The 23246-nt window shown below is 72.4% G+C and carries 19 protein-coding genes; 11 read left to right on the forward strand and 8 right to left on the reverse strand.

Annotated features, from left to right (window positions below):
- Positions 1 to 53 precede the first annotated feature (53 nt).
- The gene (locus OG329_RS37505; RefSeq protein ID WP_405801218.1) at positions 54 to 1418 is read right to left on the reverse strand and encodes a dipeptidase; all 1365 of its coding nucleotides are present in this window, start codon (positions 1416 to 1418) and stop codon (positions 54 to 56) included.
- 148 nt (positions 1419 to 1566) lie between these two features.
- Between OG329_RS37505 and OG329_RS37510 the strand changes: the two genes are divergently transcribed.
- Positions 1567 to 2952, forward strand: coding sequence for a geranylgeranyl reductase family protein (locus OG329_RS37510; protein WP_405801220.1), 1386 nt, complete (start codon positions 1567 to 1569; stop codon positions 2950 to 2952).
- Positions 2953 to 3018: 66 nt separating this feature from the next.
- Here the strand turns inward: OG329_RS37510 and OG329_RS37515 are convergent, their stop codons facing one another.
- Positions 3019 to 3468, reverse strand: a complete 450-nt coding sequence (locus OG329_RS37515; RefSeq protein WP_405801222.1) for a nitroreductase family deazaflavin-dependent oxidoreductase — start codon at positions 3466 to 3468, stop codon at positions 3019 to 3021.
- A gap of 135 nt (positions 3469 to 3603) precedes the next feature.
- Here OG329_RS37515 and OG329_RS37520 point away from each other — a divergent pair, with 135 nt between their 5' ends.
- The 3 genes from OG329_RS37520 (at position 3604) to OG329_RS37530 (ending at position 6338) form a co-directional block, all read left to right on the forward strand.
- Positions 3604 to 4332 carry a TetR/AcrR family transcriptional regulator gene (locus OG329_RS37520; RefSeq protein WP_405801223.1) on the forward strand — a complete coding sequence of 243 codons (729 nt, stop codon included), beginning with the start codon at positions 3604 to 3606 and terminating at the stop codon, positions 4330 to 4332.
- Positions 4333 to 4431: 99 nt separating this feature from the next.
- Positions 4432 to 5676 (forward strand): sensor histidine kinase, encoded by a 1245-nt coding sequence (locus OG329_RS37525; RefSeq protein ID WP_405801225.1) that lies wholly within the window; start codon positions 4432 to 4434, stop codon positions 5674 to 5676.
- Positions 5673 to 6338, forward strand: coding sequence for a response regulator (locus OG329_RS37530; RefSeq protein WP_405801227.1), 666 nt, complete (start codon positions 5673 to 5675; stop codon positions 6336 to 6338). Before OG329_RS37525 ends, OG329_RS37530 begins: the two co-directional genes overlap by 4 nt.
- Positions 6339 to 6395: 57 nt before the next feature.
- Here OG329_RS37530 and OG329_RS37535 read toward each other — a convergent pair whose 3' ends face one another.
- Entirely contained in the window at positions 6396 to 7739 is a 1344-nt protein-coding gene (locus tag OG329_RS37535; protein ID WP_405801228.1) for an MFS transporter, read from the reverse strand.
- Positions 7740 to 7986: 247 nt separating this feature from the next.
- Here OG329_RS37535 and OG329_RS37540 point away from each other — a divergent pair, with 247 nt between their 5' ends.
- The 5 genes from OG329_RS37540 (at position 7987) to OG329_RS37560 (ending at position 14090) form a co-directional block, all read left to right on the forward strand.
- Positions 7987 to 9201: an ROK family protein gene (locus tag OG329_RS37540; protein WP_405802215.1), complete on the forward strand. Its 1215-nt coding sequence runs from the start codon at positions 7987 to 7989 to the stop codon at positions 9199 to 9201.
- A 186-nt stretch (positions 9202 to 9387) separates the two neighbouring features.
- On the forward strand, positions 9388 to 10245 hold the full coding sequence (locus OG329_RS37545; protein WP_405801230.1) for a YhjD/YihY/BrkB family envelope integrity protein: 858 nt from the start codon (positions 9388 to 9390) through the stop codon (positions 10243 to 10245).
- A 166-nt stretch (positions 10246 to 10411) separates the two neighbouring features.
- Positions 10412 to 10747, forward strand: a complete 336-nt coding sequence (locus OG329_RS37550) for an SHOCT domain-containing protein (RefSeq protein ID WP_405801232.1) — start codon at positions 10412 to 10414, stop codon at positions 10745 to 10747.
- Positions 10744 to 11523, forward strand: coding sequence for an ABC transporter ATP-binding protein (locus OG329_RS37555; protein ID WP_405801233.1), 780 nt, complete (start codon positions 10744 to 10746; stop codon positions 11521 to 11523). The genes OG329_RS37550 and OG329_RS37555 overlap by 4 nt, the downstream gene beginning before the upstream one ends.
- A complete protein-coding gene (locus tag OG329_RS37560) occupies positions 11520 to 14090 on the forward strand; it encodes an ABC transporter permease (RefSeq protein ID WP_405801234.1) in 2571 nt (856 codons plus the stop codon). Before OG329_RS37555 ends, OG329_RS37560 begins: the two co-directional genes overlap by 4 nt.
- A gap of 70 nt (positions 14091 to 14160) precedes the next feature.
- Here the strand turns inward: OG329_RS37560 and OG329_RS37565 are convergent, their stop codons facing one another.
- Positions 14161 to 14733 carry an ATP-binding protein gene (locus OG329_RS37565; RefSeq protein ID WP_405801235.1) on the reverse strand — a complete coding sequence of 191 codons (573 nt, stop codon included), beginning with the start codon at positions 14731 to 14733 and terminating at the stop codon, positions 14161 to 14163.
- 243 nt (positions 14734 to 14976) lie between these two features.
- Positions 14977 to 15294, reverse strand: a complete 318-nt coding sequence (locus OG329_RS37570; RefSeq protein ID WP_405801236.1) for a hypothetical protein — start codon at positions 15292 to 15294, stop codon at positions 14977 to 14979.
- Positions 15295 to 15568: 274 nt separating this feature from the next.
- Between OG329_RS37570 and OG329_RS37575 the strand changes: the two genes are divergently transcribed.
- Entirely contained in the window at positions 15569 to 16678 is a 1110-nt protein-coding gene (locus OG329_RS37575) for a PLP-dependent cysteine synthase family protein (protein WP_405801237.1), read from the forward strand.
- 18 nt (positions 16679 to 16696) lie between these two features.
- On the opposite strand, the gene OG329_RS37580 is transcribed toward OG329_RS37575, so the two are convergent.
- Positions 16697 to 17170 (reverse strand): SRPBCC family protein, encoded by a 474-nt coding sequence (locus OG329_RS37580; protein WP_405801238.1) that lies wholly within the window; start codon positions 17168 to 17170, stop codon positions 16697 to 16699.
- A complete protein-coding gene (locus OG329_RS37585) occupies positions 17167 to 17997 on the reverse strand; it encodes a DeoR/GlpR family DNA-binding transcription regulator (protein WP_405801239.1) in 831 nt (276 codons plus the stop codon). The genes OG329_RS37580 and OG329_RS37585 overlap by 4 nt, the downstream gene beginning before the upstream one ends.
- A gap of 183 nt (positions 17998 to 18180) precedes the next feature.
- On the opposite strand from OG329_RS37585, the gene OG329_RS37590 reads away from it, so the two are divergent.
- Positions 18181 to 20607, forward strand: a complete 2427-nt coding sequence (locus tag OG329_RS37590; protein WP_405801240.1) for a hypothetical protein — start codon at positions 18181 to 18183, stop codon at positions 20605 to 20607.
- On the opposite strand, the gene OG329_RS37595 is transcribed toward OG329_RS37590, so the two are convergent.
- On the reverse strand, positions 20577 to 23006 hold the full coding sequence (locus tag OG329_RS37595) for a right-handed parallel beta-helix repeat-containing protein (protein ID WP_405801241.1): 2430 nt from the start codon (positions 23004 to 23006) through the stop codon (positions 20577 to 20579). The genes OG329_RS37590 and OG329_RS37595 overlap by 31 nt on opposite strands.
- Between the last annotated feature and the right edge of the window lie 240 nt (positions 23007 to 23246).

The raw sequence follows: 23246 nt of genomic DNA on the forward strand, positions 1-23246 counted from the left end.
GGGCCCGTACGCGCTCCGTACGGCCTTCGTGGGCCCCTTACGGGCTTACGGGCTCAGCCGCGCTTCGAGCGGGCGTAGTTGAGCAGGAAGTGCGCCTCGGCCACGGACAGCCGCTCCAACTCCTCGGGAGACACGCTCTCGTTGACCGCGTGGATCTGCGCCTCCGGCTCACTCAGGCCGATCAGCAGGATCTCCGCCTCCGGATACAGCGCGGCCAGTGTGTTGCACAGCGGGATGGAGCCGCCCATGCCCGCGGTCTGCATCTCCTCGCCCGGATAGGCGACGCGCATCGCCTCGGCCATCGAGGTGTACGCGGGGCTGGTGGTGTCCGCGCGGAACGGCTGGCCCTGCCCCACCTGTTCGACCGACACCCGCGCGCCCCAGGGGGTGTGCGTGTGGATGTGCGCGGTCAGCAGCTTCGTCGCCTCGGTGGCGTCGTGGCCCGGCGGCACCCGCAGGCTGATCTGCGCGCGGGCACTCGCCTGCACCGACGGGGTCGCGCCGACCACGGGCGGGCAGTCGATGCCGATGACGGTGACCGCGGGCCTGGCCCAGATCCGGTCGGCGACGGTGTCGTGGCCGATCAGTTCGACACCGTCCAGAACCTTGGCATCCTTACGGAAGTCGGCCTCGGGGTAGTCGAGTCCGTCCCATTCGGCATCGGCGGCCACGCCGTCCACCGTCGTCGAACCGTCCGGCGCGCGCATCGAGGCCAGCAACTGGATGAGCGCGGCGAGGGCGTCCGGCGCCGCGCCGCCGAACTGGCCCGAGTGCACGTTGCCTTCGAGGGTGTCGATCTGGACGCGCAGCATGGTCATCCCGCGCAGCGTCGCCGTGACCGTCGGCAGTCCGACCCGGAAATTACCGGTGTCACCGATGACGATCGTGTCCGCCGCCAGCAACTGCGGGTGCTGCTCGGCGTACCGCTCCAGACCGCCCGTGCCCTGCTCCTCCGAGCCCTCCACGATCACCTTGACGCTGACGGGCACGCCGCCGGCCGCCTTCAGGGCGCGCAGCGCGAGCAGATGCATCACGAAGCCGCCCTTGCAGTCGGCGGCCCCGCGTCCGTACCAGCGGCCGTCGCGCTCCGTCAGCTCGAACGGCGGAGTCACCCAGGCACTTTCGTCGAGCGGCGGCTGCACGTCGTAGTGCGCGTACAGCAGCACGGTCGGGGCCCCTTCGGGGCCGGGCAGCAAGCCGTAGACGCACTGGCTGCCGTCCGGGGTGTCGAGTACCGCGACATCCCCGAACCCCTCGGCGCGCAGCGCGTCGGCCACCCACGCGGCGGCGGCCTCGCACTCACTGCGCGGGAACTGCGCGGGATCCGCCACCGACCGGAAGGCCACCAGCTCCGCGAGTTCCGCCCGTGCGCGGGGCATCAGCGAAGCGACGGTTTCGGCGATCGGAGTGACGGACATGGGCACGCTCCTGGCGGGTGCGACGTTGTGTGTTTGTGAGTGTGTCGAAGACAGGCCCGATCCTCCCACAACGGACCGGGTCCACAGGCGCCGTAGGATGCCGTGCGACAGCTAGGACCACCGGTCGGATCAGGAGCAGAAGCCCATCGTGAGCAGCGAGAACGCAGACGCCGGAAGTGAACCTGGAAGCGAGCCCGGAAGCGAGCCCGGGACCGGTGCCGACGCCGGTCCGGCCGGTGAGCACGACCGGTCGGTGTGGGATGTCGTCGTGGTCGGCGCGGGCCCGGCGGGAGCGTCCGCGGCCTACGCGGCGGCCGTCGCGGGCCGTCAGGTGCTGCTGCTGGAGAAGGCGGAGTTGCCCCGCTACAAGACCTGCGGCGGGGGCATCATCGGCCCGACACGCGATTCGCTGCCTCCCGGTTTCGAACTGCCCCTGCGCGAGCGGGTGCACGCGGTCACGTTCTCGCTGAACGGCAAGCTGGCGCGGACCCGCCGCTCGCGGCGCATGCTCTTCGGGCTCATCAACAGGCCCGAGTTCGACGCGAGTCTGGTGGAGCACGCCCAGAAGGCGGGCGCCGTGCTCCGTACGGGCGCCTCGGTCGCCCGGGTCCAGCAGCACGGCCCGGCCGTCCCCGACCGCCGTACGGTCGCCGTGGTCCTCGCCGACGGCGAGACGGTCCTGGCGCGCGCGGTCGTCGGCGCCGACGGCAGTGCCGGCCGCATAGGCGCTCATGTCGGGGTGAAGCTCGACCAGGTGGATCTCGGTCTCGAGCTGGAGATCCCGGTGCCCCCGACGGTCGCCGACGACTGGGCCGGACGGGTACTCATCGACTGGGGCCCGCTGCCGGGGAGTTACGGCTGGGTGTTCCCCAAGGGCGACACCCTCACGGTCGGTGTCATCTCGGCGCGCGGCGACGGCGCCGCGACGAAGCGCTATCTGGAGGACTTCGTCGCCAAGCAGGGGCTGGCCGGGTTCGAGCCCGCGATCTCTTCGGGCCATCTGACGCGCTGCCGCAGTGACGACTCGCCGCTCTCGCGCGGCCGGGTGCTGGTGTGCGGGGACGCGGCGGGGCTGCTGGAGCCGTGGACCAGGGAAGGGATCTCCTTCGCGCTGCGGTCGGGCCGGCTCGCGGGGGAGTGGGCGGTAAGGATCTCGGAGGCGCACGACGCGGTGGATGCCCGCCGCCAGGCGCTGAACTACGCCTTCGCGATCAAGGCGGGTCTCGGCGTGGAGATGAGCGTCGGCCGGCGGATGCTCTCCGTCTTCGAGCGCAGGCCCGGTCTGCTGCACGCGGCGATCACCGGATTCCGCCCCGCCTGGAAGGCGTTCGCCGACATCACGCGCGGGGTGACGTCCCTGGGCGGTCTCGTACGGACCCATCCGCTGGTCCGGCGCGGGCTGGACGTGCTCGACCGGCAGCAGGCGGACGCCGCGCGGGGCGCGGAGAAGGGCCGGCGGGAGCAGGAGCGGGAGTCGGCGCGGGACGGCGACGACCGGGACAAGGACCCGAAGGACGGCGCTGTCGCCTCGTAGCATTCAGTAACTCGTAGCACTCAGTAAGAAGGGCGGCGCGCGCTCGCCCGGTGATCATTGGTCCGTTCAGGAATCCGTACTGATCACGAAGACGGGGTGGTCGGGGGCCACCGCCAGGATCTCCGCGTCGGAGGACTTGGCGGTGACCCCGGCGAAGTACCCGCCGACCTCCCAGCCCCAGCGCTTCAGATAACCGCGCAGTACGGCGACCTTCTCGGCGTCCGGGAGCTCCACGGCGACAAAGGGCCGCGTCCTGCGGCCGACCCGCAGCTCGCCGCCCCCGGCCGCCCTCATGTTGAGCGACCACTGGGAGTGGCCGCGCGCCGAGATCAGATACTGACGGCCGTCGTGTTTGAACGGGTTGACCGGGACGCGCTGCGTCCGCCCGCTCTTGCGGCCGGGCACGGAGAGTTCGGCCGAACCGAAGAGGCTCACGCCGCGCCGGGCGAGGATTCCCACGAGGCTGTTGAACCGGGCGACCGGTGCGCTCGCTTTGACGTAGTACGGCTGCGACATGGTGTCCTCCTACTGAGACTGATGTTGCGAGAGCGGTGCTCTCTGTTGTGAGCAGTGTGCCTCGATGTGGTACGTCAATGCAAGAGCGCTGCTCTCTTATTGGAACGGCGCTCTTGTCGTGTCACGCTGTTCTCCATGACGACCATCCGTGGAGCGAGGGAACGGGCCCGTATCGAGGTCACCGCTGCGATCAAGGACGAGGCCCGCAGACGCCTGGCCGATGAGGGCGCGGCGAAGCTCTCACTGCGCGCCGTGGCCCGCGAACTGGGCATGGTCTCCTCCGCGCTCTACCGCTACTTCCCGAGCCGGGACGACTTGCTGACCGCCCTCATCATCGACGCGTACAACGCGGTCGGCGAGGCGGCGGAGAACGCGCTCGCCCAGGCGCGGACCGGGACCGGGACCGGGAAGCGGGGCGGCGCCGGCGACCGGGCGGACCATGTGGCCCACTGGGTCGCGATCTGCGCGCGCGTACGGGCCTGGGCCCTCGCCCACCCCCACGAGTACGCCCTCATCCACGGCTCACCCGTACCCGACTACACCGCGCCGATGTCCACCGCCGGCCCCGCCTCCCGCGTGGCCCTCACCCTCATCCAGGTGCTCCGCGACGCCCACGAGGAGGGTGCCCTCACCCCGCCGCCACCGGCGGCGGACCTGCGCGAGGAGGACCGGCGGCTCGCCGACGAGTTCATGCCCGGACTGCCGCCGGGCACGGCGGTGGCCCTCGTCGCCGCCTGGGCGCAGTTCTACGGTCTGATCTCCTTCGAGATCTTCGGGCAGTTCAACCGGGTGGTGGAGGCCCGAGACGCGCTGTTCACGCGGGCGACGACGCGCCTTGCCCACGAAGTGGGCCTGACCGGCTGAGCCCTGTCCCCGACCGCCCGCCGTACTCCGCCGGGAGTACGCGAGATCGCCACGCCCGGGGGACGCCCGGGATCCGTCACCCGGTCTAGCGTGACGGTTATGGAAGAGCGGATCAGCCGCACGGGTTTCGGTCCCCCCTGGCTCAGGGGCGGGCTCGTGCCGGGCGGCGGCGGGACGGGCCAGGGCCCGGACGACGGCCGGCGGCCGGCGCGGCTGCCCTGGTTCTCCAGCGTGCTGCTCGCCGTGTTCGTCGTGGTCGGTACGGGCTTCGCCGCGCGGGCGCAGCCGGACCGCGAATCGCTCGACGCGTTCGCCCGCGCCCTGCTGCTCGCCGGTCCCGCGCTGCTCGTGCTGCGCCACCGTTACCCGGTGGTCTGCGTCTTCGGCGTGGCTGTCTCGGCGGCGCTCTATCTCGGCGCGGGCTACCCGTACGGCCCGATCTTCATCACCGTCGCGGTCGCCTGCTTCGCCGCGATCGTCTCCGGACACCGCGCGGCGGCCTGGTGGGCGATCGGTCTGCTGTGGGCGAGCCATCTGCTGGTCGGCCATCTGCTCTACCGATTCCTGCCACCGCACGGCGACGCCGGCGCGCCCTGGGGGCCCGAAGTGGGCGTCGCCGCCTGGGTGGTGGCCGTGCTCGTCGGCTCCGAGCTGGTCCGCACGCGCCGGGAGCAGTGGATCCACGCGCGGGCCGAGCGCGCCGCCGCCGAGGCGCGCCGTGCCGACGAGGAGCGGCTGCGCATCGCCCGCGAACTCCACGACGTGCTCGCCCACTCCATCTCCGTCATCAACGTCCAGGCGGGCGTGGGACTCGCGCTCATCGACTCCGACCCGGAACAGGCCCGCACCGCGCTCACCACCATCAAGGCCGCGAGCAAGGAGGCGCTGGGCGAGGTACGGCAGGTCCTCGACACCCTCAGGACGCCCGGCGACGCCCCCCGCGCGCCCGCGCCGGGGCTCGACCGGCTCCCCGAACTGGTCGAGCAGGCGGCGAGTACCGGTCTGAGCGTCGAGATCGAGAGCGGGGGCGAGCGGGTCGCGCTGTCGCCCGGCGCCGATCTCGCCGCCTTCCGTATCGTCCAGGAAGCCCTCACCAACGTGGTGCGCCACTCCGGCTCCCGTACGGCGCACGTTCTGGTCGGCTACGGCGCCGGGCTGCTCACCCTGCGCGTCGACGACGCGGGGCCCGCCACCGGCGACGAGGCCGGCGGTGGCGGCAACGGGCTGGTGGGCATGCGGGAACGGGCGGCGGCCCTCGGTGGCACCATCGAGGCGGGCCCGCGCCCGGACGGTGGCTTCCGCGTACGGGCGTCCCTCCCTCTGAAGCCCAAGGAGACAGCGTGATCCGTGTCCTGCTCGCCGACGACCAGTCCCTCGTACGGGCGGGGTTCCGCGCGCTGCTCGACGCCCAGTCGGACATCGAGGTCGTGGCGGAGGCCGCCGACGGTGACGAGGCGGTGCGCAAGGTGCGCGAACTCACCCCGGACGTCGTCCTGATGGACATCCGGATGCCGGTCATGGACGGGCTCGACGCCACCCGCCGGATCACCGGGGACGGTGGTCTCGACGAGGTGAAGGTGGTCATGCTCACCACCTTCGAGCTGGACGAGTACGTCTTCGAGGCGCTGCGTTCGGGCGCGTCGGGCTTCCTGGTCAAGGACACCGAACCGGAAGAACTGCTGCGCGCGGTACGGGCGGTGGTGGACGGCGACGCGCTGCTGTCGCCCGGTGTGACTCGGCGGCTGATCGCGGAGTTCGCCTCACGCTCCAAGGTGCCGGCGTCCGCCGACGGTCTCGGTGAACTCACCGAGCGGGAACGGGAGGTGATGGCCCTCGTCGGGATCGGGCTCTCGAACGAGGAGATCGCCCGCAGACTGGTCGTCAGCCCGCTCACCGCCAAGACGCATGTGAGCCGCACGATGGTGAAGCTGGGCGCCCGCGACCGGGCCCAACTGGTCGTCATGGCCTACGAGTCGGGGCTGGTCCGACCAGGCTGGCTGGGCTGACGGATCGTCAGGCGTCTTGGGGCGTACGGCGGGACGTACGCCCGCCCGTAACGCCGCTCATCCCTCCTGGCCCGCGGCGCGGGCGGCGGGTGCGCGTTCGAGCGCGGGTTCCGGTGTCGGCTCGGGTGCCGGGTCCGGTGCCGGTTCGGGCGCCGAGTGGGGCGCCGAGACGTTGCGCGCCGAGTAGGCGATGAGGGCCGCGGCGGCGGCCAGCAGGGCGACGGTGGTCAGCGCCACGGGCAGCGAGAACCAGTCGGCGAGAAAGCCGATCGCCGGCGGCCCCAGCAGCATGCCGCCGTACCCCAGTGTGGACGCGGCGGCGACGCCGCTCGGTCCGGCGAGCGCACCCGCCCTGGCCACGGCCACCGGGAAGATGTTGGCGAGACCGAGCCCGGTGACGGCGAAGCCGAGCAGCGCGAGCCAGGTCGTCGGCGCGAGCGCGCCGAGCAGCATGCCGAGCGCGGCGAGCACACCGCCCGCGACCAGCGTGCGGGTCTGGCCGAGCCGTTCGAGCAGGGTCGTACCGGACAGGCGGCCCACCGTCATGGCGAGGGCGAACAGCGAGTACCCGGCGGCGGCGAGCCCGGCACCGGCGTCCAGGTCCTGGGCGAGATGCAGGGCGCCCCAGTCCGCGAGGGCGCCTTCCCCGTACGCCGTGCACAGCGCGATCACGCCGAACAGGACGACGAGCCTGCGCGTACGCCGGTCGAGCCGGCGCGGGGCGGCCTTCCCCTTCGAGGGGGCGGCGGGGCCGACGGGGGCGGCGGCCGTGGGCACCGATTGGCGCAGCAGCGAAGGACCGGCCAGCGCTGTGACGAGCAGGCCGATGCCCGTGAGGGCGAGCAGATGCGTCGACGCGGAGAGGCTGCCGGCCACCAGGCCACCGAGTCCCGCGCCCGCCATGCCTCCCAGGCTGAACGCGGCGTGGAAGCTGGACATCACGGGGCGGCGCAGCGCGGCGACGAGATCGACGGCCGCGCTGTTCATCGAGACGTTGAGCGACCCGTACGCGGCACCGAAGACGAGCAGGACCAGGCCGAGCGTCAGCGCCGAGTGCGTCTGCGCGGGCAGGGCGATGCTCAGAGCCAGCAGCGGCGTGCTGACCACGGTCACCAGATGGCTGCCGAACCGTTTGCACATCCGCCCCGTGAACATCATCGTCACCACGGCCCCGGCGGACACCCCGAGCAGGGCCAGACCGAGATCGCTCGCCGACGCGCCGGTCTGCTGCTTGATGGCGGGGATACGGACGACCCAGCCGGCGAACAGGAAGCCGTCCAGGGCGAAGAACACGGTCAGAGTGATACGGAGGCGGGTGAGGGGAGACAGCGGGGTGCCGTCGGCGGGATCTCCGCCTCGGCCCCCCGGCATGGCCGTCCGGAGTTTGTTTAGTATCGGCACAAAAGAAGGATAGGGGCTGGGGTGTGTCTTGTCGATCAGGCCGGATCAGGGAGCGGGGTCTGGTGCGTGCGATCGCAAGGCGGAGGAGGGAGACAACGCGGAGCGTTGGCGACCGACGACAACGCGGCGAGTGTGCGTGCCAGGGCTCGCGAGCCCGGCAAGAACGGCAAGACACCCCCCAGGGGCCGATCCGTACAAGGCGGCGGCTCAGGGCCGGGATCATGGGAGACTCACCTCCATGAACGGCATGGCCGGCAAGGCGACGACGACCAGAACACGACTGGAGAGAGGCCGCAGCGCGCTCGGCCCCGCACTGGAACTGGTTCACACGGGCCGCGCGCCGACCCGCGCCGTGCTCACCTCCGAGCTGGGCGTCACCCGCGCGACCGCCGGTGCCGTCGCCGCCGAACTGGAAGCGCTCGGCCTGATCCGGGTCGACTCCCGGCCCGGCGCCGCGGCCGGCTCCCAGGGCCGCCCTTCGCACCGTCTCTCCGTCGACGACACCGGCCCCGTGGTCCTCGCCGCCCAGGTCCACGCCGACGGCTTCCGCGCCGCGCTCGTCGCCCTCGGCGGCCGTACGGTCGCCACCGCGCCCGGCTGCGTCACGGTCTCCTCCGACCCCGCCCAGGTGCTCGGCGCGGTCGTCGCCGAGGGCGCCGCGCTCCTGCGCGCGAGCGGTCGGCGCTGCGTAGGCGCCGGTCTCGCCGTCCCCTCGGCGGTCGCCGAACCGGAGGGCACGGCGCTCAACCCGCTGCACCTCGCCTGGCCGGCCGGCGCCCCCGTACGCGCCCTGTTCATCGAGCAGGTGCGCGCCGCCGGTATCGAGGGCCCCGCCTTCACCGGCAACGACGTCAACCTCGCGGCCCTCGCCGAACACCGGCACGGCGCGGGCCGGGGCGCCGGCCAACTCCTTTGTGTCGCCACGGGACATCGCGGCGTCGGCGGCGCGCTCGTCGTGGACGGCCGTCTGCACACGGGCAGTTCGGGACTCGCCCTCGAAGTCGGCCATCTCACCGTCAACCCCGAGGGCAGGCCCTGCCATTGCGGCAGCCGGGGCTGTCTCGACGTCGAGACCGACCCGCTGGCCTTCCTCGACGCGGCCGGCCGGGACCCCGGCCCCGAGGTGTCGCTGCTCCAGCAGTCGCGGGACCTGCTCCGTACGGAGTACGGCGACCGGTCCGTACGGGCCGCGGCCGAGCAACTCATCGACCGGCTGGGCCAGGGGCTCGCCGGACTGGTGAACATCCTCAACCCGGACCGGGTGATCCTCGGCGGACTGCACCGCGAACTGCTCGAGGCAGACCCCGCGCGGCTGCGCGCCGTCGTCGCCGACCGCAGCCTGTGGGGCCGCAGCGGGAGCGTGCCGATCCTCGCCTGCACCCTGGATCACAACAGTCTGGTCGGCGCCGCCGAGCTGGCCTGGCAGCCGGTCCTGGACGACCCCCTGGCCGCACTGACCTGACCTGACGGGCCTGGCCGGACGTGACCGGCTGACGGGACGTGACGGACGTGACGGACGTGACCGGACCTGACGGGCCCGTCCCCGGCCTCGTTCACCGAGCCGGACTTCGACCCACCGGCCGAACCCACCACCCGTCCGGCCGCACCGGGGACGGTCCGCCACGCCATCGCGGGTAGGTCACCACCTATGACCGAGAAGCCGCCCGCCACCGAGCCCCCGCCGCCCCCGCCGCGCTGGTTCCAGCGGCTCGACCGGTGGCTGCGCGACTCGCCGCTCGGGCTCACCTGGACCCGCGGGCGCGAGATGGAGCTGATGCACCGGGCCATGGGCTTCGCGGCGCTCGGATTCCTCACCCTCGTCCCCGTGCTGGTGCTGGTCGCGGCGGCCCAGCCCAACAGCGGCCATGGCTTCGCGCGCTGGCTCGGCCAGGCCATCGGTGTCACGCAGCAGTCCCAGTTGCAGGTCGAGCGGTTGTTCGGCGTACCGGACACGGCGCTCCAGCGCACCACCGCCTTCGGTCTCGCCGCGCTCGCCGTCTTCGGACTGACCTTCGGCTCCGCCGTCCAGACCGGCTACGAGAAGGTCTGGGACCTGCCCACCGCCCGCTGGCACACCATGTGGCGCCATGTCATCTTCCTCGCCGTGCTGGTCGGCGCGCTGCTCGGCTTCGTGAACACGCCCTCCCCCTCGGGCGACATCAGCGGCCCGCTGACGGTCGTCGTGCTCGACCTCATCGGCACCTTCCTGTTCTTCTGGTTCGCCCAATGGGTCCTGCTGGGCGGGCGCGTGCGCTGGAACGCGCTGCTGCCGGGCGCCGCGGCCACCACGCTCGGTCTGCTGGGCCTGCGGGGCTTCTCGCAGCTCGTCTTCTCGCCGCTGATCGCCTCCAGCGCTGTCACGTACGGCCCGTTCGGCACCGTCCTGGTCGTCCAGTCCTGGCTCGTCGGCGTCGGATTCGTCGTCTACGGAGGGGCGCTGGTGGGCCGTCTCGCCCACGAAGGCCGTGTGTTCCGGCGGTTGAAGGACCTGGACGAGGAGACCTGAGAGGTACGCCGCCGGGCCCCGGCCCGGCCCCGGGAGCAGCCGTACCGGGCCCGCGTACTCCCCGGGAGGTACCCGTACTGCCGCTGGCCGTACGACGACGCGGACCCCCTCGCGGCGCGAGCCTCGAAAGCGACGGAGAAAGTCGCGAACCGAGGAGTTGACCAAGATGAACACCCTTGCGAACAGTGGCGGACCCGGCCCCTGGATCCTGTTGTTCCCGCTCGTGTGGGCAGCCGTGATCGTCGGTGGTGTCACCCTTCTGCGCCGGACCGTCTGGCGCGGACGCCGGGGTGGCCCCCCGTGGCAGTCCGGCCGCTTCGAGCGGGACGTACGCGACGTGAACGGCCCGCACGATGCGAACGGCCCGCACGACGCGCAGTCGCCCATCGTGATGCTGGGCCGGCGGTTCGCCTCCGGTGAGATCGACGAGGACGAGTACTGGCGCCGGCTGTCCGTCCTGGACGAGCAGTTCGGCCGTACGGGCAACGGCGGTACGGCGTGACCGCCACCGCTTCCGCCACCGCCGCCCGGGTCGTGGACGCCGTGAAGGTCTACGGCAAGGGCGACACGGAGGTGAGGGCCCTGGACGGGGTGAGCGTCGGCTTCCCGGCCGGCCGCTTCACCGCGATCATGGGGCCCTCGGGCTCCGGCAAGTCCACGCTCATGCATTGCGCCGCCGGACTCGACACGCTCACCTCCGGCTCCGCGCTCATCGGCGACACCGACCTGAGCATGCTGGACGACCGGAGACTGACCCTGCTGCGCCGCGAGCGCGTCGGCTTCGTCTTCCAGGCGTTCAACCTCATCCCGACCCTGACCGTCGCCGAGAACATCACCCTCCCGATGGACCTCGCCGGTGCCGCGCGCGACGACGAGTGGTGCGAAGCGCTCATCGACGTCGTCGGTCTGCGCGACCGGCTGCACCACCGCCCCGACGAGCTGTCCGGCGGCCAGCAGCAGCGCGTCGCGGTGGCCCGTGCCTTCGCGGGCAGCCCCGACGTCGTCTTCGCCGACGAGCCGACCGGCAATCTCGACTCACGCTCCGGTGAAGAGGTCCTACGGCTGCTGGGCGGCACCGTGCGCCGTACGAACCGCACGGTCGTGATGGTCACCCACGACCCGGTCGCCGCTGCCCACGCCGACGAGGTCGTCTTCCTCGCCGACGGACGGCTCGTGGACCGGATGGCGGACCCCACGGCCGAGCGGGTGCTCGACCGGCTGAAGGCGTTCGACACGAGAACGAGCGCCACGCCCGTAACCCCGGAGGCGCGGGCATGAGCGGGACCCGTACCTCGCTGCTTATCAGCGTCTCCTCGCTGCGCGCGCACAAGCGGCGCTTCGCCGGGACCTTCACCGCAGTCCTGCTCGGCGTGGCCTTCCTGACGGGCACCCTCGTCATGGGCGACACCCTGCGCGGCAGCTTCGACACCATGTTCGGCGAGGCGGCGGGCGGCACCGACGCCGTCGTCCGCAGCGCCGACGTCGTGACCGTGCCCGGCGACGCGCTCGGCACCCGCGAACCGGTCGCCACCGCCCTGGTCGAGACGATCGAGCGGGTCCCCGGCGTAGCCGCCGTCGCACCCAGGATCGAGGGCGCGGGACAACTCGTCGGCTCGGACGGCGAACCGGTCGGCGGCCAGGGCCCGCCCACCGTGGCGGGCAACTGGATAGCCGACGCCCGGCTCAACCCCTACCGACTCGCCGACGGCCGACTGCCGCGCGCGAGCGGCGAGGTCGTGCTCAACCGGGGCGCGGCCAGGGCCGGCAAGCTGGAGATCGGCGACACCACCGTGCTGCGCACGCCCGATCCCGTACGGGTGACGGTCGTCGGACTCGCGACGTTCGGCGGCGAGGACGGCATGGCCCAGGTCACCTACACGGGAATGACGACGGCCGACGCCCAGAAGTACCTCACCGCGAAGCCCGGCGAGGCCGCGAGCATCCAGGTGCGCGCCGGTCCCGGCACCGGGCAGCGGGAGCTTGTGGACTCGCTCAGGACGGTCCTGCCGTCCGGCGTGGAAGCGATCACCGGACAGCAATCGGCCGACGAGAACCAGGAGTTGATCTCCAGTCAGTTCCTCGGCCTGTTCACCACACTGCTCCTCGTCTTCTCGGGCATCGTCCTGCTCGTCGCGACCTTCTCGATCCACAACACCTTCGCGATCGTGGTGGGCCGGCGCACCCGCGAGAACGCGCTGCTGCGGGCCCTCGGCGCCTCCCGGCGCCAGGTCGTCGGCGCCACGCTCGCCGAGGCGACCGTCGTCGCGCTGCTCGCGTCGGCGGCCGGGATCCTCGGCGGCATCGGTATCGCCGCCGGGATGCGGGCGCTGTTCCCGGTCATCGGATTCCCTTTCCCCGAAGGGGAGTTGGTGATCGGCGCGCTCTCGATGCTGCTGCCGCTCGCCGTCGGCGTGCTCGTCTGCCTGGGCTCGGCGCTGCTGCCGGCCCTACGGGCCGGGCGCACCGCGCCGCTCGCCGCGCTGCGCGAGACGGCCGTGGACGACTCGGGCGCCTCCAGGACCAGGGCCGTCGTCGGTACGGTGCTGGGCCTGGCCGGGCTCGGCACGATCCTGCTCGGGGTCTTCGCCGCACCGTCCCTCGTGCTCGCCGGGACCGGAGCGGTCCTCGCCCTGGCCGCGTTCGTGGTGCTCGGACCGGTGGCCGCCACCCACGCCCTGCGGCTCCTGGGCGGGCCGCTGGACCGGCTGCGCGGCGTCTCGGGCGCCCTGGCCAAGCGCAACGCCCTGCGCAGCCCGGGGCGCACGGCGGCGACCGCCACCGCGCTGATGATCGGTGTCGCCGTGGTGTCCCTGTTCACGGTCTTCGGCGCCTCGCTCAAGGCCACCATGGATCAGACGGTGTCGCGTTCCTTCGCCGGCGATCTCGCGGTCAGCGTCCCGGCGTTCGGCGGCGGAGGCAGCGGACTGAGCCCCGGGCTCACGCCCGCGCTGGCCGAACTTCCGCAAGTGGGCTCGGCCGTGGGGCTCGGCAGGGGAGTGGCGAAGGTCGACGGGGACGGCCGCCAACTGACCGTCACCGATCCCGTCGCGCTCGCCAAGGGCTTCGATCTCGGGTCCGTGGACGGCTCGTTCGACGGATTCGGCGCCCAAGGCATCGCCGTGTCACGGTCGCAGGCCGACGACCGGAATCTGCGCACCGGCGGTACGACGCGACTCACCTTCACCGACGGCAGCCGGGAGACCTTCACCGTCAAGGCGGTCTACGAGCGGTCCGAACTCGCGGGCGACTATGTCATCACCCGCGAGGCATGGGCCCCGCACCGGACCCAGGACGCCGACACGCTCGTCTCCGTCACCTTCAAGGACGGTGTGCCGACCGCCGAGGCCACGGCCGCCGTGGAGAAGACAGCGGCGGCGTTCGGCGATCCGGACGTCCAGACGCGGGACGAGTACGCGCGCACCTCGGCGGGAGCCATCGACATGATGCTCACGCTGATCTACGCGCTGCTCGCCCTGGCCGTGGTCATCGCGCTCCTGGGCATCGCCAACACCCTGACCCTCGCCGTCCATGAACGCACCAGGGAACTGGGCCTGTTGCGCGCGGTCGGCCAGACCAGGGCGCAACTGCGGGCGATGGTCCGCTGGGAGTCCGTGCTGGTGGCCGCCTTCGGTACGGCGGGCGGACTGGCACTCGGCGCTCTGCTCGGCTGGGTCGTCGTCAAGGCGTCCGAGGGCGCGGGAGACACGGCGTTCGCCTTCGCCCTGCCGCCGGCGCGGTTGGCGCTCGTCGGCGTGGTCGGTCTGACGGCCGGCGCGATCGCCGGCTGGCGGCCCGCGCGCAGGGCGGCCCGGCTGGACGTCCTGCGCGCCATCGCCACCGAGTGACGTAGCGGCGTCGTGACGCGCCGCGGCGGCCGTCGTGGCCGTCGTGGCCCCCGCCCCCGCCCCCGCCCGGTCAGCCGACGACGGCCGACCGGGCGGTGGTACGCGCCCGCTCCCCGGCCACGGACCGGATCCCCGAGAAGGGGCCGTCCGCGAAGGGACTGTCCGAGAACGAGCCGGGCTCGAAGGGAGCGCCCGAGAAGGGGCCGTCGGTCGTCGCGCCGTACACCGGATTCCGGGGCGCGGCGGCCGACGGGGCGGGAAGGGTGAACCAGATGACCTTCCCCGTGTCGCCCTCCGCGCGCACCCCCCAGCTCTCGCTGACCGCCTCGATCAGGGCGAGACCGCGCCCGCACACGTCGAGCGGATCGGCCTCCTTGATCGTCGGCAGGCGCGGGTCGTGGTCGTGGACCGCGACCGTGAGCCGGTCGAGCAGGAGCCTGATGTCGACGGTGCACATCTTGTCCGGCTGTGCGTGCCGGTGGACGTTGGTCAGCAGCTCGGTCACGCCGAGCGCCGCTTGGTCGATGAGTGGGTCGAGCTGCCAGTAGCGCAATTGCGCGGAAACGATTCTGCGGACCTGGCGGATCCGCGACGGCAGGGCATGGAGCTCCACCGTGCACTGCCTGCTCGGCTGGCTGATCACGGCTGCGACTCCCCGATTGAGGTCCGGAAGAAGGCATGGATCAAAATCCAGCAGCTCACTCGCGAGGCTCGCTGCTGTCCTGCCCGGCGGGGCTGGATCGCAGCGTCACCACCGGTTCACCCTGAGTGATGTACACCAGAGTGAACCACGTGCTACGGGACCGCAACTCGCGGTGCCCTCGGGTCTTTCGTTTGGATCTTGCCGGACGCACGAGCCCGGCAAGATCCAAACGAAGGACCTGAGTCAGGTTTTGGCCGTACTCGCTCTGCGTACGGTCTCCAGGAAGCGCCCGGCCAGCACGCGGCCCTCCGGCCGCCTCTCGCCCCCGCCCATGGTCAGCCGGTAACGCTTGCCGTTCACGGTCGCCACCGTGCTGTCGTCCCCCCGGAACCACGGCTTGGCCGCCTGCACCGCCCGCAGCGGCGCGCTGTCGATGACCCGTCCGTAGCTGGTCAGCAGCGCCAGCCTGCCGTCCTGGATGAGGACCCGTCCCGCCTTCGTGAGCGAGCGGGGCCAGCGCTCTATCGCGACACCACTCGCGCTGAACTCCGGTTCCGCCATGGCTGATCCGCCCCCTCCGTGCCCGTTCCCTGTAGGAAGTCTGCACAACTCGACGCCCCGACGCCAGAGCGACTGTCTCCGGCCGCTCCGGACGATACGTCAGCACCGGCTCCCGGCGCTTCGGCGGGCGCGTGTCCAAGGCACGGCTATGGATACCCAAAGGCACGGTTCGCGCAGGTCGAGGGCTTACTGTTGCGGCCGGGCACGGCACCGGGGACACGGCGCCGGCGGATCAGGGCGGCAACGGCGGGACGAGGGACGAGGGACGACGCGCATGACAGAGCGGCAGCACACCATTGACGTGGACCGCGGTGACCCCGCGTACCGAGCCTGGCTCAAGGAGGCCGTACGCAAGGTCCAGGCCGACGCCAACCGCTCGGCCGACACGCACCTCCTGCTCTTCCCGCTGCCGGAGCGGTGGTCCATCGACCTGTACTTGAAGGACGAGTCCACCCATCCGACCGGCAGTCTCAAACACCGTCTCGCCCGCTCGCTGTTCCTCTACGGGCTCTGCAACGGCTGGATCCGCCCCGGAAAGCCTGTCATCGAGGCGTCCAGCGGCTCGACCGCGGTCTCGGAGGCGTACTTCGCGAAGCTGATCGGCGTCCCGTTCATCGCGGTCATGCCACGCACCACCAGCCCCGCGAAGTGCCGGCTCATCGAATTCCACGGCGGGCGCTGCCACTTCGTGGACGACTCGCGCAGGATGTACGAGGAGTCGGCGCGGCTCGCCGCCGAGACCGGCGGGCACTACATGGACCAGTTCACGTACGCGGAGCGGGCCACCGACTGGCGCGGCAACAACAACATCGCCGAATCGATCTATCAGCAGCTCAGGTTGGAGCGCTATCCGGAGCCCGCGTGGATCGTGGCGACGGCCGGTACCGGCGGCACGTCGGCGACCATCGCCCGCTATGTGCGCTACACGCAGTACGACACCATGGTCTGTGTCCCGGACCCGGAGAACTCCTGTTTCTTCGACGGCTGGACCCGCCGCGACCCGAAGGCGTACAGCGAGCGCGGTTCACGTATCGAGGGCATCGGCCGACCCCGAATGGAACCGAGCTTCGTGACCGGAGCCATCGACCGGATGATGAAGGTGCCGGACGCGGCGAGCGTCGCCGCCGTACGCGTACTGGAGCGCAACATCGGCCGCAAGGCGGGCGGTTCGACGGGCACCGGACTGTGGAGCGCGCTGAAAATCGTCTCCGAGATGGTCGCAGAGGGCCGTAAGGGCAGTGTGGTCACGCTGATCTGCGACCCGGGCGACCGCTATCTCGACAAGTACTACTCCGACGACTGGCTCGCCGCGCAGGACATCGACATCGCGCCGTACGTCAGCACGCTGGAGAGCTTCCTGGGGACCGGAGTCTGGTCCGACTGACCGTCGTGTGGGGCGCGTTCAGCGCTCCTGGCCACGCAGAAGGCCGTCGACCACGCGGCCGAAGACGATCCGGCCCGCCCGCGCGGTCACCCCGTCGAGGAAGCGCGGCAGGAAGCTGACGCGCAACTCCTCCGTCCAGCACACCAGCGTGCGTCGATCGGCAGCAGACCCCGCGTCCGCCTCAGCCTCCGCCGCCGTCACCTCGATCTCGGCCCAGCCCCTGATCACCCGGCCACGCTTCTCGAGCTCGCAGCGCCCGGGGCTCCCCGGCGCGGGCGGCTCCCAGCGCACGACCTCCATCGGGTCGTCGAACCGCACGCGCCCGAGTCCCGTACGCGCCACGAACACCGTCCCGGTGCCGGTCGGCGCCGGCGTCCGCACCAGGACGCGTGTCAACGGCACCCGGCGCCCGTGCGCCGGCCAGTCGGTGATCCGCCGCCACGCCTCGTCGGCGGACAGCGCCGTACGGCGTGCGACCCGGAAGACGCTCACCGGTCCGCCGACTCCCCGGCGACCACCAGGCCCGGCAGATGCTCCAGGATCTCCTCGCGCCCCTCGGCCGACAGCCCGGCGTCGGTGACCAGCGTGTCCACCTGATCGAGCGTCGCGAACGAACTCAGGCCCACCGTCCCCCACTTGGTGTGGTCGGCCACGACCACCACCCGGCGCGCCGAACGCACGAAACGGCGGTTCGTCTCCGCCTCCGCCAGATTCGGCGTGGACAGACCGGCCTCGGCGGAGATGCCGTGCACGCCCAGGAAGAGCACATCGAAGTGGAGCGAGCGGATCGCCTGGTCGGCGACGGGTCCGACCAGCGAGTCCGAGGGCGTACGGACACCTCCCGTGAGCACCACGGTGGCCGCGCCCGCGCGCTGACCGCCCGACGCCCCGGCGGTCCGCGCCGCGTGGAACACATCCGCGACCCGCACCGAGTTGGTCACCACCGTCAGATCGGGCACCTCCAGCAGATGGTGCGCCAGCGCGTACGTCGTGGTCCCGCCCGACAGCGCGATCGCCCGGCCGGGCACCGCCATGGCCGCCGCCACGCGCGCGATGTCCTCCTTGGCGCTCAGCTCGAGCTCCGACTTGGCCTCGAAACCGGGCTCGTGCGTGCTCGCCTCCACCACCGGTACGGCGCCGCCGTGCACCTTCTCGATGACGCCGAGCCGGGCGAGGGCGTCGAGGTCCCTGCGGACCGTCATGTCCGAGACGTTGAGCTTGCGCGTCAGCTCGTTGACCCGGATACCGCCGCGCCTGCGCACCTCGTCGAGGATCAGGGCGCGGCGCTGTTCCGCGAGGAGGTTCTGGTTGTCGCTCACCACCGGGGCCTGTCCTTCCACGTCGGCGTCGTGCGCGGGCCGCCGTACACAGCAGATCAAAAGGTTCCTCATCCTCCCACGCCGTTGGGCCCCTCACGCAGGTGTCGGCCCGCCCCGGCCCGGGGAGAGTCGCTGAGGGCGGTCTCCGCCCACGGCACACCACCCGGAGAGCGAGTCATCGACGTGTCCCCTGAGCCTCCCGTGCGCAGCGACGGCGGCGCCGCGCTCGAACTGCTGGTCCATGGCGTCGGCGGCGCCACCCCGCAGGAGATGCTCGCCGATCCGTACACGGTCCGGATCACGGGCGACGAGACGGCGGCCATCTACCGGCGCCCCGACGACGAGGAGGCCGAGTCCCACCCCGAGCGGTACGGGAACGGGCCGGTGCCCGAGGCGTACTGCTGGTCCAACCTCACCTCCGGGAACGGCACGCGCGTGCTGTGGCTGCTGCTGCTTCCCTTCATGGTCGTCAACCTCGCGCACTGGATGCGCCCGGCGACCAACGGGCTCGCCAGGACCCAGCGGCTCTACGGGGTGTTGGTACGGCTCCTCGCCCTCACGCTCACCGTGCTGCTCACGGCCGGTGCCTGCGAGGTCGCGCTCGACCTGATGGCCTGGCAGTGCGCGGGCTCCGCCCACTGCGTGGACGACCGGGCCTGGCTCGGCTTCCTGTCCGCCGAGCGGGACGGCTGGTGGGCGCAGCCCGGCCGGCGCCTCGCGCTGGCCGCGCTCCTGCCGGCCGCGCTGGTGGGTCTCCTGTGGTATCTGTCCAACCGGACCTGGAGCGCGTACGAGGCCCAGCGCCCGCCGACCGACGCCACGGATGCCACGGATGCCGCCGACGCCGCCGACACCACGGACGCCCACGAGGACCCGACCGGCGACACCGCCCACCGCGCGCCCACGATCCGCCCCGCACTCGCCAGGCCCGGCTTCTGGTACGGCCGCCGGCTCGTCGCCCGTCTGCGCGCCGCGCACACCGCCGCCGGATTCCTCACCGTCGCGGGCGCGATCACGGGCGCCACTGCCCGCCACGACCGCCGCGCGTCGAGTGGCGTACATGAAGCGGCGGGCTGGCTGCTCCAGTCAACTCTCGTCGTCGGCGGGCTCGTTGTGCTCTGGGTGGTGTGCAGCAGGGGCCGAAGCGAGCGCCGGCGCGACGGCACGCTCGACAAGGCGCTCATCAGCCAACTGCCCGCCGTCTCGCTCGGCCTGCTCGCTCTCGCGGTGCTGTACGCCGGCTGGTCCCGGCCCGGTTGGAACTCCGCCGGCACCCTTCCCGGCGCCGTCACGTTCCCGGTGCTCGTCCTCGCCCAGGGCGTTCTCGTCGTCGCGCTCGCCGCCACCGCCCTCGTCCTGCACCGCCGTGCCCGGCACGCCCGGATCGTCCTGCACGGCCTCGGCGGCCCCGCCGTCGCCATGCTGGCCTGCGCCCTGGCCGGGGTGATGACCGGCGGCGTGGCCCAGCGCGTCGGCGACTGGCTCGACGGGTCGGGCACGCCCGGCATGGGGGAGGGCTCGATCGTCGGACCGCCGGTGCTGCTGAGCTGGCAGGCGGCCGTCATCCCCGTCCTTCTCGTGCTGCTGCTGATCCCGGTCCTCCTCCTCGCCGTACGCACCGGGCGTACCGCCCGCCGCCTCGCGCCCGTCGTGGAGGCGGAGTACGGCTCGCCGGATCAGCGGGTCACACCGGACTCCGTCCGTACCCGCCGGATCGCCGGTGCCCGCGCCCGCGCCGAACTCACCGACGCCGCCCCCTGGTTGGTCGGCCTCGTCTCCGCCGCCACCCTCGTACTCGGCATCGGCGCCGTCCTCGGGGCCTGGCTGAGCGGCGACGTGCCGGGCCGGGCCGCCGAGGGCGGCCCCGCCCCGGTGGCGTCGGCCGCCGACACCGCGCAGGCGCTCGGCTCCTGGCTGATCGGCCTCGGTTTCATACTGTTCGTGACCTGGGGCCGCCGCGCCTACCGCGACCCGGCCGCCCGGCGCACCATCGGCATCCTCTGGGACGTCGGCACGTTCTGGCCGCGCGCCTCGCACCCTTTCGCGCCGCCCTGCTACGCGGAACGCGCCGTACCCGACCTCACCTGGCGCATGGCCTCCTGGACCGCCCGCACCGGCGGACGGCTCGTCATCTCCGGCCATTCGCAGGGCAGCGTGCTGGCTGCGGCGGCCGTGTGGCAACTGCGCGAAGCCACCCGCCACCGGGTGGCGCTGCTGACGTACGGCTCACCGCTGGAGCGGCTGTACGGCCGCTGGTTCCCCGCCTACTTCGGCGCCGCGCCCCTGAGCGACCTGGGCCGGGAGGTGCACTGCTGGCGCAATCTGTGGCGCGCCACCGACCCCATCGGCGGCCCCGTCCGGCTCGGCGCCGAGGACGGCACACCGCCCGTGGACCACGGGCCGCTCAAGGACCCGCTCGCCTACGGCCGCACCGCGCGCCACCCGCTGCCCGAACCGATCCTCGGCCACTCCTCGTACCAGTCCGATCCCGACTTCGCCGTGCAGCGCGCGGCGCTGCTCGACCGGCTGCCGCCGGCGCTGCCGGGGCAGCGCGACGGCACCGCCACGGAGCGGCGCGCTCAGGGCAGTTCGGGCAGATCGTCCGCGTAGAGCAGCGTCAGGTCGTCCGTGCTGGTCTCCGGCAACTGGGCGACCCTGCTCGCGTGTTGCTCCACCATCGACTCGAACGTCTGGCGCGCGGTGCGGCCGTTGCCGAAGGCCGGGCCCTTGGGCAGTACGGCGAAGTACTTCAGCAGCGCCTCGGGCGTGCCCGCGCCCAGCTTGTACTCGTGCTCCTCGGCCTGCTGCTCCACGATCCGCAGCAGTTCGTCCGCGTCGTAGTCGCTGAATGTGATGGTGCGTGAGAAACGGGACGCCACACCGGGGTTGACCGCGAGGAAGCGTTCCATCTCCGCCGTATAGCCGGCGACGATCACCACCACCGCCTCGCGGTGATCCTCCATCAGCTTCACCAGCGTGTCGATCGCCTCACGCCCGAAGTCGCGCCCCGAGTCCTCCGGCGACAGCGCGTACGCCTCGTCGATGAACAGCACGCCGCCACGCGCCCGGTCGAACGCCTCCTGCGTACGGATCGCGGTGGAGCCGATGTGCTCGCCCACCAGGTCCACCCGGGAGACCTCGACCAGATGGCCGCGTTCCAGCACCCCGAGCGAGGCGAGTATCTCCCCGTACAGCCGGGCCACCGTCGTCTTGCCGGTGCCGGGGGAGCCGGTGAAGACCAGATGGCGGCGGGCGGAGGCGGCCTTGAGACCGGCCTGCTGCCTGCGCCTGCCGACCTCGATCATGTTGGTGAGGGCGCGGACCTCGCGTTTGACGCTCTCCAGGCCCACCAGCGCGTCGAGTTCACCGAGCACCTTTCCCGGTTCGCGTACCGGCTCCACGGGCGGCGCGGCCGGCGCCGGCGGCACGCTCTGCGCCGGGACCGCGCCCAGCAGCCCCGTCGTCTGCGTCGCCGTCAGCAGGGCCCCCGGCTGCGGCGCGGCGGCCAGCACACCGCTCTCGTCGCTCGTGCAGTCCTCCACGGTCGGCCCCGCCCCGTTGCCCTCGGGGCCCGGTGCGCCGCTGTCGGGGAACTCGTAACCCCCGCGCGCGCAGCGCTCGGTGCGACAGCGCGTCAGCGTCGTACGGCAGCCGTCCATCACATGGAAGCCGTAACCGCCGCTGCCCGTGACCCGGCAGTCGTGGAAGGTGCCGCGCCCCTCGGCGGAGACGTAGAAACCGGCCTCGGCGGGCGAGGTGATCGTGCAGCGCTCGATGGCCGGGTCGGCGCCCTTGGTGACGATGACACCGGTCTGCACACCGTCGATGGTGCAGGAGTTGAGCGTGCCGCCGCTGCCGTGGTCCCGGAACCAGGCGCCGGTGGACGCCTCCCTGATCCGGCAGTCGTCGAGCTGCGCCGTCGCTCCGTCGCTCACCGACACGGCCGTGTTGCGCACCTGGGACAGGTCGCTGTCCACGACGTCGGCACGCGAACCGCGGTCGAGGACGAACAGCGCGTCCGGTACGTCGTGCACCCGGCAGGAGTCGAGGACGACAGTCGCCCCGTCGCTCACCCAGACCGCCGGGTAGTCGCCCGTACTGTCGTGTATCTCGCACTGGTTGGCGTCCACGCGGGTGCCCGGGTCCCAGACGGACAGCCCGTTGCGGCCGAAGCGCCGCACCGTGGAGCGGGTCAGCGTCAGCACCGAGCGGGAGCGCAGATCGACCGCGTTCTCCGGGATGTCGTGGATGTCGCAGTCGGAGAGCGTCAGCACCGCGTCCGTGTCGAGCGTGATGCCGTCGGCCGATGTGCGGTGGACGCTGGAGTCGGTGAGATGCGCGGCGGCACGCGAGGCGATCTGTACGCCGGTGCCCTTGATCTCGTACACCTCGCAGCCGACGGCCTCGAGGCCGCTGCCCTCGCCGGTGACGGTCAGACCGCCGCCGGACGCGTGGTGGACCCGGCACCGTTCCAGCCGGGGGTGCGCCCCGCCGCGTACGGAGACGCCCGACTGACCGGCCGCGACCACCTCGCAGTCCTCGAACACACCGCCACCGCCGTCGAGTACGGCGACCCCGACGCCGGCGGGATTGTCGACCGTGCAGCGGCGGACGGTGGGACGCGCGGCGCCGCGCACCTCTATCCCGGCGGCCGAGCGTGTGACGATCCGCAGATCCGTCAGCTCGGGGGTGCCGTCCTCCACGAGCAGCGCGGGCGCGGTCGTGTCCTGGCCCTCGACATGCAGATCGTGGACGGTCGCCGAGGCGCGCACCGTCAGCGGTACGCCGTCCGGCGGCGCGATCCGAACCGAACCCGACGAGCCCTCGGGCCCACGCAGTGTGACGGCGCGGGTGACGACAAGATTCTCGCGGTAGGTGCCCGGCGCGACGGTGAGTATGTCCCCGTCGCTCGCGGCCTCCAGGGCCGCGGAGAGAGAGGCGTACTCGCCGGTACGGCGGCGCCAACGCGAGGTGCCGGTGTGCGTCACCTGGACGGTGCCCTGTGCCATGGTGTTGTTCTGTCCCCACCTCGTGCGCCTGCGCGTGCTGTGCCGACCGGACCCGCTGCGGGGTCGACTCAAGGAAGCCCCGGCCGCGACAGAGGACCGGGTCGCACCACCGTAGCGCGCGCGGCACCGGTCGGTTGACCCAAGAGCCGTTCCGGTGGCCGGGAGAAGCACTGGTCCGGCGTCCCGCCCGGCGTTCCGCTACGCGTCGCGCTCAGCTCCCCGCGTCCGTACGGCCCTGGG

It is taken from the genome of Streptomyces sp. NBC_01506 (assembly GCF_045040295.1).
Classification (GTDB): Bacteria; Actinomycetota; Actinomycetes; order Streptomycetales; family Streptomycetaceae; genus Streptomyces.